This window comes from Mycolicibacterium sp. SMGY-1XX (genome assembly GCF_059132455.1).
Map to the genome: position 1 here is coordinate 2,760,883 of NZ_CP101139.1, position 12,067 is coordinate 2,772,949.

At 68.1% G+C, this 12,067-nt stretch carries 13 protein-coding genes; 9 read left to right on the forward strand and 4 right to left on the reverse strand.

The window, feature by feature from the left end:
- The first annotated feature begins 47 nt into the window (after window positions 1-47).
- Window positions 48-971 (forward strand): tyrosine recombinase XerC, encoded by a 924-nt coding sequence (locus NL241_RS13565; RefSeq protein ID WP_494397807.1) that lies wholly within the window; start codon window positions 48-50, stop codon window positions 969-971.
- Window positions 972-1,272: 301 nt separating this feature from the next.
- On the forward strand, window positions 1,273-2,082 hold the full coding sequence (locus NL241_RS13570; protein ID WP_487689221.1) for an alpha/beta fold hydrolase: 810 nt from the start codon (window positions 1,273-1,275) through the stop codon (window positions 2,080-2,082).
- Here NL241_RS13570 and NL241_RS13575 read toward each other — a convergent pair.
- Together NL241_RS13575 and NL241_RS13580 are read right to left on the reverse strand one after the other, a co-directional pair.
- Window positions 2,066-3,037 carry a TIGR03621 family F420-dependent LLM class oxidoreductase gene (locus tag NL241_RS13575; RefSeq protein WP_487689223.1) on the reverse strand — a complete coding sequence of 324 codons (972 nt, stop codon included), beginning with the start codon at window positions 3,035-3,037 and terminating at the stop codon, window positions 2,066-2,068. The genes NL241_RS13570 and NL241_RS13575 overlap by 17 nt on opposite strands.
- 10 nt (window positions 3,038-3,047) lie before the next feature.
- Complete coding sequence (locus tag NL241_RS13580; RefSeq protein WP_487689225.1) at window positions 3,048-3,542, reverse strand: peptidoglycan DD-metalloendopeptidase family protein; 495 nt, start codon at window positions 3,540-3,542, stop codon at window positions 3,048-3,050.
- A 289-nt stretch (window positions 3,543-3,831) separates the two neighbouring features.
- Here NL241_RS13580 and rpsB point away from each other — a divergent pair, with 289 nt between their 5' ends.
- Window positions 3,832-4,659 (forward strand): 30S ribosomal protein S2, encoded by an 828-nt coding sequence (rpsB, locus tag NL241_RS13585; protein WP_487689227.1) that lies wholly within the window; start codon window positions 3,832-3,834, stop codon window positions 4,657-4,659.
- A gap of 18 nt (window positions 4,660-4,677) precedes the next feature.
- Window positions 4,678-5,505, forward strand: a complete 828-nt coding sequence (gene tsf / locus NL241_RS13590; protein WP_487689229.1) for a translation elongation factor Ts — start codon at window positions 4,678-4,680, stop codon at window positions 5,503-5,505.
- A 124-nt stretch (window positions 5,506-5,629) separates the two neighbouring features.
- Here tsf and NL241_RS13595 read toward each other — a convergent pair whose 3' ends face one another.
- Window positions 5,630-6,340 (reverse strand): sensor domain-containing protein, encoded by a 711-nt coding sequence (locus NL241_RS13595; protein WP_494397808.1) that lies wholly within the window; start codon window positions 6,338-6,340, stop codon window positions 5,630-5,632.
- Between the two features lie 55 nt (window positions 6,341-6,395).
- Here NL241_RS13595 and NL241_RS13600 point away from each other — a divergent pair, with 55 nt between their 5' ends.
- Window positions 6,396-7,820 carry an amidase gene (locus tag NL241_RS13600; protein ID WP_494397809.1) on the forward strand — a complete coding sequence of 475 codons (1,425 nt, stop codon included), beginning with the start codon at window positions 6,396-6,398 and terminating at the stop codon, window positions 7,818-7,820.
- Here NL241_RS13600 and NL241_RS13605 read toward each other — a convergent pair.
- Window positions 7,806-8,090, reverse strand: a complete 285-nt coding sequence (locus NL241_RS13605) for an FmdB family zinc ribbon protein (RefSeq protein ID WP_494397810.1) — start codon at window positions 8,088-8,090, stop codon at window positions 7,806-7,808. The genes NL241_RS13600 and NL241_RS13605 overlap by 15 nt on opposite strands.
- A 61-nt stretch (window positions 8,091-8,151) precedes the next feature.
- On the opposite strand from NL241_RS13605, the gene fmdA reads away from it, so the two are divergent.
- The 4 genes from fmdA (at window position 8,152) to NL241_RS13625 (ending at window position 12,043) form a co-directional block, all read left to right on the forward strand.
- Complete coding sequence (fmdA, locus tag NL241_RS13610; protein WP_487689237.1) at window positions 8,152-9,405, forward strand: formamidase; 1,254 nt, start codon at window positions 8,152-8,154, stop codon at window positions 9,403-9,405.
- A gap of 127 nt (window positions 9,406-9,532) precedes the next feature.
- Entirely contained in the window at window positions 9,533-10,732 is a 1,200-nt protein-coding gene (locus NL241_RS13615) for an ABC transporter permease (RefSeq protein WP_494397811.1), read from the forward strand.
- Window positions 10,729-11,295 (forward strand): ABC transporter permease, encoded by a 567-nt coding sequence (locus NL241_RS13620; protein WP_487689241.1) that lies wholly within the window; start codon window positions 10,729-10,731, stop codon window positions 11,293-11,295. The genes NL241_RS13615 and NL241_RS13620 overlap by 4 nt, the downstream gene beginning before the upstream one ends.
- Window positions 11,296-11,302: 7 nt before the next feature.
- The gene (locus tag NL241_RS13625; protein ID WP_487689244.1) at window positions 11,303-12,043 is read left to right on the forward strand and encodes an ABC transporter ATP-binding protein; all 741 of its coding nucleotides are present in this window, start codon (window positions 11,303-11,305) and stop codon (window positions 12,041-12,043) included.
- Window positions 12,044-12,067: the final 24 nt, after the last annotated feature.

Below are 12,067 nucleotides of genomic sequence, written 5' to 3' on the forward strand. Positions count from 1 at the left end.
CAGGTGACCTGAGCCGCTCGGGGGCCGGCGTCTGCGACGGTAGGGGAGTGCCGCGCGGAGGAGACGACTTCGAACAGGTGCTCGATGAGTTCGCCGAGTACCTGGCGCTGGAACGTGGCCGCTCGCCGCACACCCAACGTGCCTATCTCGGCGACCTGCGGTCACTGTTCGAGTTCGCCGCCGAACGCGCGCCGACCGCAGGCCTGAGAGCCCTGTCCCTGCCGGTGCTGCGGGCCTGGCTGGCCGCGCAGGCCGGCGCGGGGGCCGCGCGCACCACCCTGGCCCGGCGTACCTCGGCGGTCAAGACGTTCACCGCCTGGGCGGCCCGGCGCGGACTGCTCGACAGCGATCCTGCCGCGCGACTGCAAGTGCCCAAGGCTCGACGGACACTGCCGTCGGTGCTGCGTCAGGACCAGGCGCTGGCCGCCATGGCTGCCGCCAAAACCGGTGCACAGGAAGGTGATCCGCTTGCCCTGCGGGACCGTCTGATCGTCGAACTGCTGTACGCGACGGGTATCCGGGTCAGCGAGCTGTGTGGCTTGGACGTCGATGACGTGGATCTGGACCGGCGGCTGCTGCGGGTGCTCGGCAAGGGCGACAAACAACGCACCGCCCCGTTCGGTGAACCCGCCGAAGATGCGCTGCGGATGTGGCTTTCCGACGGCAGACCCGCGTTGATGAACCGGAACTCCGGGCCGGCGCTGCTCCTGGGCGCCCGAGGGGGCCGACTGGATGCCCGGCAAGCTCGCACCGTCGTGCATCAGACCGTCTCGGCGGTGGACGGAGCTCCGGACATGGGCCCGCACGGTCTGCGGCACAGCGCGGCCACGCATCTGCTGGAGGGCGGCGCCGATCTGCGGATCGTGCAGGAGCTGCTGGGCCATTCCACGCTGGCCACCACTCAGCTGTACACCCATGTCACGGTGGCGCGGTTGCGTGCGGTGCACGATCAAGCCCATCCCCGGGCCTGAAACCTGACGGCCCGTCGTCGCACGTCAGGGGCCGGTGCGAATGCGAGTTGGCCGCGCTCGGGTTCGAGTCCACGATGGGTTCATGGAGCCTCCAGCAGCACGTCGACGGACTCGCGAGACCGCGGCTGCCGGGGGGTCGTTTCCTCAACTCGCCGATGCGGCCAGTCTGCCGGGCCGGTTAGGATCGCCACATCGGCCGAAAGAAAAGGGGCAGCATATCGACGCGCGCAGATCGACCGTCGAGTTGCCCTGGGGTCAGGTGTCCTACCTCGAATGGCGGCCCCCCTCAAGAGATTCCGATGTGCCCGTCGTGTTGCTGCACGGTGGTGGCGTCGACAACGCCGTGCTGTCGTGGGCTGGGCTGGCGCCCAGGCTCGCCGCTGCGGGATACCGAGTACTGGCTCCCGACCATCCCGGCTACGGCCTGAGCCCGCCGGCGCCGTGGCCGGCCTCGCAACAGCGGTTGGTCGACTACGTCGGCGAATTCGTGGCTGCCACCACGGCCGGACCGCATGTCATCGGCGGCTTGTCGCTGGGCGGGGGCATGGCTGTCGGTCACGCGCTGGCGCGGCCGGAGGCGGTGCGCGGGGTGATGCTGCTGGGCAGCTACGGGCTCATGCCGCGCTTGAGCGACGGTTTGTGGTCGTTGCCCCGGCAGGTGCTCACCTGGGCGTTGCTGCGCGGCGGGCTCCTGGGCGCGATGACGCGGGGCCTGGCCGCCAGTCGAGCGGGGATGGCGTGGAGCATGTCGTCGCTGGTGCGTGATCCTGCCCAGCGCACCACCGAGCTGATGGGCCAGGTGATGACGGCAGCGCGGTCCGGGTGCGGCTTCGAGGCGTTCGCGCAGTGGCAGCGTGAACAGATCCGCTGGAACCGCCTCGCCACCGACTACCGCAGCCGGCTCGCGGATGTGCGACCGCCGACACTGATCGTGCACGGCGACCGCGACTCCGGTGTTCCGGTGGCACGTGCGAGAGCAGCGGCCGCGCTGATCCCGGATGCGGAGCTGAAAGTGGTTGCGGGAGCGGGGCATTGGGTACAACGCGATCAGCCCGACACGGTGGTCGCGGCGATCCTCGGTTTCCTGGACCGGGTCAGCGCAACAAAGTGATCACCTCGGTCAGATCGGGAACCGCGGACGGTCGATCGCCCCAGGTGTCGAACACCGTCCAGTAGCTGACTCCGAATCGGCGCTGCCGGTCGGCCAGTGCCTCGGCCATCTGCTCATGGGTGCCGATCAGCACGAACGGTGACGCCAGCACCTCGTCCGCCGTGACCCCGGAGCCGAAGGCGGCGGCCAGCTCCTGGGCAGCGCCGTGCTGATCGGTGGTGTGCACCACCGCCTGGATCAGCACGTTGAGCTCGATGCTCTCGAAGCGGTCACCGGCGGCCTCGCGCACCACGGCGATGCGATCGAGCAGGCCCTCGGAATCGAAATGGGTCAACCGGACTCGAGTGGCGTCGCGGTTGTGGCTGAAGCCGGCAAATCCGGCGATATCGGCGCACCGGCCCGCCAGGCGCAACACCTCGGTGCCGTTCCCGCCGACGAGAAGCGGTACATGGTGTGGCGGCGGTGCGACGAGTGCGCCGGCGTCAGCGCGGACGCGGTAGTGCGCGCCCTCGACATCAACGGTGCGGCCGTCGAGCAGGGCACACACGATCTCCACCGCGTCGATCAGCCGGGCGACTCTGGTGGCGCCCGGATCGAAGGTCAGCCCGGCCGCGTCGTACTCCGATTTCATGTGGCCGGCGCCGAGGCCCAGTTCGAAGCGGCCACCGGACAACGCGGCCAGCGTCGCGGCCTCCCGGGCGGTGTCGACCGGATGCCGCAGATCGTTGTTGAGCACCAGGGTGCCGGTGTGCAGCCGGGTGGTGGCCGTCGCGGCGGCAGCACAAGCGGCGAACGGCGCCAGCGTCGGCACCAGATGATCAGGCAGTGTCACGACATCGAATCCGGCGGCTTCGATTCCGGCGGCGAACTGGGCCCAGTCCGGACCCCGCGGCGCCGCGGCCGTGACGCCGAATCGAGGCGGTCGGGTGCGGTGGGCGCTCGTCGGTGCCGTCATGATCTCGACGTTAAGGCGGCAGGGGCTTGAGGCGCACGGGTGTGGTGGTCAACAACCCGAGTGGGTTCACGTAGTCGGCGCGTGCGGCCGGACCCCACATCGCGCCCCAGTGCAGGCACGCCGGTGCACCGCAGCCGGCGTGGCCGGATGTCAGCGTCCCGACCGCCGTCGTGACGTCAACCGGTTGGCCGGCCCGCACCGTAGCCTGCACGGGTTCATAGGTGGTGCGCAGCCCTCCGGGGTGCTGCAGTGACACCACCGGGCGTCCGGCCAGGACGCCGGCGAAGACCACGACCGCCGGCGCTGCGGCATACACGGGCTGGCCGTCGGCGCCGCCCAGATCGACGCCGCGGTGACCCGGTTTCCAGTTCGGCGCGGGTGCGTCGAATGGTCTCAGCACGGCGGGGGCCGGCCGCAGCGGCCACTGCAACCGGGTGGCATCCGCACCGGCAGTCCCGGCGCCCAAAGTCGCCAGAACCACCAGTACAGTCAGCAGAACGCGCATCTCCGCAGTTCAGCGCGTTGCCGTCGACGTCCGCCAGCCACCCGCGGCGGACCTGGGGATCGGCGCCGCTGTGTGGACAAAGCACCTGTTAGCAGGGTGTAAACTTCTACCCGCAACTCGCGCGAGTGAGTTGACTTCGCGCGCCTGCGCCGCGGCCCCGAACTTCTGAGGGTTGCATCCGCATGCCGGGCGGTCCCGTGTCCACCACGGGTCCGGCATGCACGCAGACGCCAGGGTTCGGCATCACCCGAGGCCGAACGACAACCGACAATGAAAGCTGGGCACAACCATGGCCGTCGTGACCATGAAACAGCTGCTGGACAGCGGCACCCACTTCGGGCATCAGACCCGTCGCTGGAATCCCAAGATGAAGCGGTTCATCTTCACCGACCGCAACGGCATCTACATCATCGACCTGCAGCAGACGCTGACCTACATCGACAAGGCGTACGAGTTCGTCAAGGAGACCGTCGCCCACGGCGGCACCGTCCTGTTCGTCGGCACCAAGAAGCAGGCGCAGGAGTCCATCGCCGATGAGGCCACCCGCGTCGGCATGCCGTACGTGAACCAGCGCTGGCTCGGCGGCATGCTCACCAACTTCTCCACCGTGCACAAGCGCCTCCAGCGCCTCAAGGAACTCGAGGCGATGGAGCAGACCGGTGGTTTCGAGGGTCGCACCAAGAAGGAAATCCTCATGCTCACGCGTGAGAAGAACAAGCTGGAGCGCAGCCTCGGCGGTATCCGCGATATGCAGAAGGTGCCGTCGGCCGTCTGGGTCGTCGATACCAACAAGGAGCACATCGCCGTCGGCGAGGCCCGCAAGCTGAACATCCCGGTCATCGCGATCCTGGACACCAACTGCGATCCCGACCTGGTCGACTACCCGATCCCGGGTAACGACGACGCCATCCGCTCGGCTGCGCTGCTGACCAAGGTCGTGGCCTCCGCGGTCGCCGAGGGTCTGCAGGCGCGCGCCGGCATCAACAGCGGCGACGGCAAGCCCGAAGCCGCTGCCGGCGAGCCGCTGGCCGAGTGGGAGCAGGAGCTGCTCGCCAGTGCCACCACCGGCGCCGGCGCCGAGGCTCCGTCCGCTGAGACCACCCCCGACGCTTCGTAATTTCGAAGGAAGGCTCATATGGCTAACTACACCGCTGCCGACGTCAAGCGCCTGCGGGAGCTGACCGGCGCCGGAATGCTCGACTCGAAGAACGCGCTCGTCGAGTCCGACGGCGACTTCGACAAGGCCGTCGAGCTGCTCCGCATCAAGGGCGCCAAGGACGTCGGCAAGCGCGCAGAGCGTGCCACCGCCGAAGGTCTGGTGGCGGCCAAGGGCGGCGCGCTGATCGAGCTCAACTCCGAGACCGACTTCGTGGCCAAGAACGCCGAGTTCCAGGCTCTGGCCGACCAGGTTCTCGAGGCTGCTATCGAGGCCAAGGCCGCCGATGTGGACGCGCTCAAGGGCGCCAAGCTGGGCGACAGCACCGTCGAGCAGGCCGTCGCTGACCTGTCGGCCAAGATCGGTGAGAAGCTCGAACTGCGTCGTGCCGTGTTCTTCGAGGGCACGGTCGAGGCCTACCTGCACAAGCGGGCCGCTGACCTGCCGCCGGCCGTCGGCGTGCTGGTCGAGTACACCGGTTCCGACGCTGCCAAGGGCAAGGAAGCGGCGCACGCCGTGGCTTTGCAGATCGCCGCGCTGAAGGCCAAGTACCTGACGCGTGACGAGGTGCCCGAGGACATCGTGGCCAACGAGCGTCGCATCGCCGAGGAGACCGCCAAGTCGGAAGGCAAGCCCGAGCAGGCGCTGCCCAAGATCGTCGAAGGCCGGCTCACCGGGTTCTTCAAGGACGTCGTGCTGCTGGATCAGCCGTCGGTGTCCGACAGCAAGAAGTCGGTCAAGGCGCTGCTCGACGAGGCCGGCGTGACCGTCACCCGGTTCGTCCGGTTCGAGGTCGGCCAGCAGTAACCGGCAACTAGCAGAACAGGCTTGAGCGGCACACCAATCCGCTCAGACACAGAGACCCCGCGTTCGGGGCCGGTGATCCCGGTCAGGCGCGGGGTTTCTCCTTTTCCGGTGCCCCGCCGGGCTGTCAGCCGGGAATCTTGCCGAGGATCTTGGCGACGATCGTGGCGCTGCTCTCGACGGTCACGTCCGCGCCGCACGCCGCCACATCGGCCACCACATTGGACCGCGCACCCAGAGAGCGTGAGCAGGCCCAGCCGTCGCCGCCCTCCTGCATGTTGACCACCGACACGATGCCGCCGAAGGTGGACGTGTCGCCGATGGTCCACGTGTCGGTGACGGTGTCGGATTGTTTGAGGCTGACGGGCTTGCCCGCGCAGCCCTGCCAGGTGGTCTCGGACTCCCTGCGGAAGCGTTCGGCGCCGCGAACGCCGGGGTAGAGCGCGACGAACTGGAAGGCGATGTAGTCGGCGCTGTCGTCCGGCTGGGTGACCCGCTGGCCCAGGGCGGTGACGTAGCCGGTGCCGCGGTACACATCGGCCATCGCCGAGAACGCGGCTCCCAGGCAGCCGGCGTCACCGGTGACGGTCTGCCCGGGGTCGAGGGCCACCGCACGTTCGGAGGTGTCGCTGATCGCCATGTTGCCGGTCCCGAGGATGTCGTCGAACTCGGTGGGTTTGAGCAGCAGCTGGGGCAGGTCGTTGACCGTCACGTCGCGGTAAACGGTCTCGTCGACGCCCTCGCTGACCGGTACGCCGGCCACCGTCGTGCTGCACCCGGTCACGGCGCCGGCGCACAGCGCCGCGGCCAGCCACCGGGTCCATTTGCTGTGGGCCACGACGACACCGTACCGACATTTCTTATTAGACACGTGTATTGCTAGCGTCGGGAGTGTGACCCGGATCTCCGCATTCACCGACGATGCCCTCGCCGACCTCGATGCCGTGGGCACTGTTGCGGCCATCGCGCGTGGCGCGATCAGCCGCGCCGAAGCCGTCGAGGCCGCCATCGCCCGCGTCGAAGCCGTCAACGACCACCTCAACGGCGTGGCGTTCCGGGCGTTCGAGGAGGCCCGTGCCCGCGCCGCCGCACCGACGCCCTACGGCGGATTCTTCGACGGCGTACCGACATTCATCAAAGACAATGTCGCCGTCGCGGGGATGCCGACCATGGAAGGCACCGACGCGTGGCTGCCCCGGGCCCGGAGCGCCCACGGCGACTTCTCCCGCGCCTACCTGGCGACGGGTCTCATACCGTTGGGCAAGACGCTGATGTCGGAGTTCGGGTTCAGCGCCGCAGCCGAGCATCCGCGACTGGGACCGGTGCGCAACCCCTGGCATCCCGAGCACACCGCGGGTGCCTCGTCGTCGGGGGCGGGGGCGTTCGTCGCCGCCGGTGTCGTGCCGATCGCCCACGCCAACGACGGCGGTGGGTCGATTCGGATCCCCGCCTCCTGCAACGGCTTGGTGGGGCTCAAGCCGACCCGCGGACGGTTGCCGCTCGACAAGGACATGAGGCAGATGCCGATCCGGATCGTCGCCAACGGAGTGGTGACCCGCACCGTGCGCGACACCGCGGCCTTCTACCGCGAGGTGGAGCGCACGTGGCGCAACACCAGGCTGCCACCGATCGGGGACGTGACGGGCCCGGGCCGCACCCGGTTGCGGGTGGCGGTGTTCACCTCCTCGATCCGCCGGGAGTGCGGTCCCGAGATCCGCGATCTGACCCTCAAGACGGCGACGCTGCTCGAAGGGCTGGGCCACCGGGTCGAACTCCTCGACGTCGCGCCGCCGGTGCCGACCTCGTTCGAAGACGACTTCGTGCTCTACTGGGCACTGCTGGCCATGGCCCTGGTGCGCGGGGGCAAACGCAGGTTCGGCGACTCCTTCGACCGCACCAAGCTGGACAACCTCACCCTCGGGCTCGATCGCCACGCCGCGGGCAATCTGCACCGGCTGCCGCTGACTCTGCTGCGGCTGGCCAGGACCCGAAGGCACCTGTCCGCCTTGGCCCGCGAATACGACGTCCTGCTCACCCCCACGCTGGCGGACGAGCCGCCCCGGATCGGGTATCTGGACCCCACCGCGGACTACGAGCAGATCATCGGCCGGCTCTCCGACTGGGTGGCCTTCACTCCCTTGCAGAACATCACCGGTGACCCGGCGATCTCCCTGCCCCTGGCGCAGTCGGCAGCCGGGCTGCCGGTCGGCATGATGTTCACCGCCCCGGCCGGCGGGGAGACGACGCTGCTGGAGCTGGCCTTCGAACTCGAAGAGGCGCAACCGTTTCCGCGGATACAGGACTCACGGTCGGGGTAGTCGACGGTGCAGGGGATTGGTGGTCACCGGAGCGCGTCGCGGACCCGGCGGCAGGCTCTTCACCACCGCCGGATTGTCGGCGCTGCCCCGCGTGGCGTCGTGTAAGCGCATCGCTGCACTGTTGGCGTTGCCCAGTGAAGGACTTCCGACGCGCCGGCGCGCGGAAGTGCCGCACTCCGGGCAGAGCTGCTGATCGGGAATCGCCGTCATGGGGAACTGCGCGGTGAAGTCGGGGCACTCCTGCTCGCACCGGAACGAATAGGTGGGCATGGCGTCGAGCCTAATCCTCCGGTTCCATTGAGGTGTCCCGGAACGAATAGAGGAGGTCCGCGTGCCCGAGTTGCTGTTCCCGCTGGATTCAACCAAGAAGTTCACCGACCAACCGATCGTCGGTCACAACCGCTGGCATCCGGACATCCCGGCCGCCGTGACCGTGAAACCCGGCGACACCTTCCGCGCGCACTGCCGCGAATGGTTCGACGGCGCCATCCGCAACGACGATTCCGCCGAAGACATCCTGAATGCGCCCCTCAAAGGTGTGCACTGCCTGTCGGGGCCGTTCGCCATCGAAGGGGCCGAACCGGGCGACCTGCTGATCGTCGACATCCTCGACGTCGGGCCGATACCGCAGGAGGATTCCGGTCCGCTGGCCGGCCAGGGCTGGGGCTACACCGGAATCTTCGCCAAGCTCAACGGCGGCGGGTTCCTCACCGACCAGTTCCCCGACGCGTACAAGGCCATCTGGGACTTCGCCGGTCAGAGTGCCACCTCCCGGCACGTGCCCGGGGTCAAGTACACCGGCATCGTCCATCCCGGTCTGATGGGTACCGCGCCCAGCGCCGAGCTGCTGGCCACCTGGAACGCCCGCGAGGGGGCGTTGATCGCCACCGATCCGGACCGGGTACCGCCCCTGGCACTTCCGCCGGAGCCCGAGCAGGCCATCCTGGGCTCCTTGAGCGGAGACGAATTCACAAGAGTGGCAGGCGAAGCCGCGCGTACCGCGCCGCCGCGGGAAAACGGCGGCAACCAGGACATCAAGAACCTCACCAAAGGTAGCCGGGTCTTCTATCCGGTCTTCGTCCCGGGGGCCAATCTGTCCTTCGGTGATCTGCACTTCTCGCAGGGCGACGGGGAGATCACCTTCTGCGGGGCCATCGAGATGGGCGGCTTCTTGGATCTGCACGTCGACCTCATCAAGGGCGGCATGGACACCTACGGTGTGCGGGAGAACGCCATCTTCATGCCGGGCAACACCGATCCGCAGTACTCGGAGTGGATCGCCTTCTCCGGAACCTCGGTGACGCTGGACGGCGAACAGCGGTACCTCGACTCCGACCTGGCGTATCAGCGGGCGTGCCTGCACGCAATCGAATACCTGACCAAATTCGGCTACAGCCCCGAGCAGGCCTATCTGTTGCTCGGGTCGGCACCCATCGAGGGACGGTTGTCCGGCGTCGTCGACATCCCCAACTCGTGTGCCACCGTCTACATCCCGACGGCGATCTTCGACTTCCCGGTGGCGCCGTCGGCGTCGGGCCCGGTGCAGATCGACCCCGGAATCGGCGCACCGCACGCCAGTTTCTGAAGGTCGTACCTCTGAGGTTGCTGTGTACTGCTGTGTCGGTGGGCAACGAAATCCGTTGTCTTCCTGACACACCGACTTAACCCGGGCCCGCCCGAGTTAACGCGTTGGACATTCCGCGCGGCAGTCAATGAAACAGGGCGATCTCAGCATTCCTGCTGTGGAGACCATTGCGCCCACAGCGACAACCTCACGAGCACCGGCGGTCGCGACCGCACCCGGCAACACGTTCATGTGCCTGGTGCGGTTCGCGTTCGCCAACATCCGACGCCGGCCCGAACGGTTCGTCCTGTCGGTGCTGGGCATCGCGTTGGCCATCGCCTGTGTGGTGGTGGTGCGGACCATCGCGGCCAGCTTCGCCATCACCGGGGCCGACTCCGTGAGCGAGGTCCTGGACGGCTCGGCGCTGTGGGCGGTTCCGGCTGCGGGCGTGCACTTCGACCAGGAGGCCCAGGCGTTGGTCGCCGACGGGCCGGCCCCGGCCATCAGCATCCCCGACGGCTGGCGGGGAGTGCGCACACTCTCCGGTGTGACCACCGTCGACGGGTCCGTGGTGTCACTGCGGGGGCGCGACGAAATCCGCTCGGGCCAAGCCGTTCTCGGTGCCGATCTGGCGCAGCGCCTCGGCGTCTCACCGGGTGACTCGGTGACGGTGGGTGGACAGGACCTGACGGTGGACGTCTCCGGACCGGGGCAGTCCATGCTGGTGCCGGCGGAGCTGGCGCAGACGGTGGTCGGCGATCACGGGTGGTGGACGGTCGAGGCCCCGGCGGGCCAGGAGAGCCGCCGCGATCTGGCGCAGGCCTTCGCCGAGGAGGTGGGGATGCCGTCGACCCCCGATCCCTCGGTGCAACCCGATCCGGCGGGTTCGGGCCTGATCTATGACACGGTGGGCGGTTCCGGTCCGCTGACCTTCGAACAGAAATTCTCGGCGTTGTTCTCCGGCAAGGTCACCAGTTCAACCCTCGGCCTCATTTCGATCGTCGGCCTCGGCCTGGGTTTTGTCATCGCGGTGTCGTCGTTCCTGGCGGCGGTCCAGGAACGCAAACGCGAGTTCGGGATCATGAGCAGTATCGGGCTCGCCGATGAGGTCCTCTACTTCTTCCTCGTCGAATCCGCGGTGGTCTTCGTCGCCGCCTATCTGGTAGGCGTGCTGGGGGCCGGAGCTGCTGTGGCACTGGTGATCCCGGAGATCGCCACCGTGACCGCCTGGGCGCAGGCCTCGGCCATGGTCGCGGCGTTCCTGCCCGCCATGGCGATAGTCGGCGCATTGGTCCCGGTGCACCGGCTGCTGCAACAGAAACCCGTTGATCTCCTGGAGGCTCGATGATCAGCAAGGGGCTGGCCTACGGGTACCTGTCGGCACGCCGGCGTATCCGCGAGATGGTGCTGCCCATCGTCACCACCGCCACCGGCGCCTATCTGGTGGTCCTGGTGTTCGGGATGTCCGCCGGTATCAGCGCCCAGTCCGCCACTTTGGGACATGCCGACGAGATCAACCGTGCGGTGATCCTGATCGCGGTCACCGTCTTGCTCGTCGGTGTCGTCGAGGTGGCGGTGGCCACCACCAGGACGGTCGCTCACCGCACCCGCGAGCTCGGTGTGCTCAGCGCCAACGGGATCCCGCGCGGCCCCGTGGTCGCCGCGCTGCTGGTCGAACCGGTGGTGGCGGCGATCCTGGGGGCTCTGCTGGGCGCCGTGCTGGCCGTGGTCACCGGAATCGTGGCGGCCCTGGCGGGCTTCGTGCCCACGGGCATCTCCTACGGCGGTCTGGGGTTCGGCGCCGCGATCGCCGTGGCGGTCAGCATCGTCGCCGCCCTCGCGACCAGCATGGTGCCCACCTGGAACGCGGCTTCGCGTCCCCCCATCCGATCCCTGAGCGCAGGAGGTTAGTCAGCGCATGACCGCACTGGACGAGTCAGCGGAATCCGAGGCCACTGTTTCGATCGTCGACACCGAGACGGCGAAGAAACCGGTGATCGAGATCAACGATGTCTGGAAGCTGCACAAGCTGGGCGACGAGGTGGTCAAGGCGTTGGTGGCCGCCGAATTAAAGGTGATGCCGGGCGAATTCGTCTGCCTGATGGGGCCGAGCGGCAGCGGTAAGTCGACGTTGCTCAACATCATCGGCGGCCTGGACCGTCCCACCAAGGGCACCGTGAAGATCGCCGGCCAGGACACGTCGAAACTGTCCGAGAGCCAGTTCGCCGCACTGCGGCACGACACCATCGGGTTCATCTTCCAGAGCTACAACCTGATCCCGTTCCTGTCGGCGGTCGAGAACGTCGAGCTACCCCTGATGTTCGAGCCGTATGACCGCAAGTCGCTGCGCAAGCGGGCCACCGAACTGCTCGAGCTGGTGGGGTTGAGTCACCGGATCAACCATCAGCCGACCAAGATGTCGGGCGGGGAACAACAACGCACCGCCATCGCGCGGTCGCTGATCAGCAATCCGACGCTGGTGCTGGCCGACGAGCCCACCGCCAATTTGGACCACCGAACGGGGGAGACGGTGGTGCGCATGTTGCGCGACCTGTGTTCGACGCTGGGCGTCACCGTGGTCGCCAGCACCCACGATCCCACGGTGGCCGATGAAGCGAGCCGTGTCGTCCGGATGAAAGACGGACAGATCCTCAACTAGTCCCCCCTTCGCTCCCAACCCTTT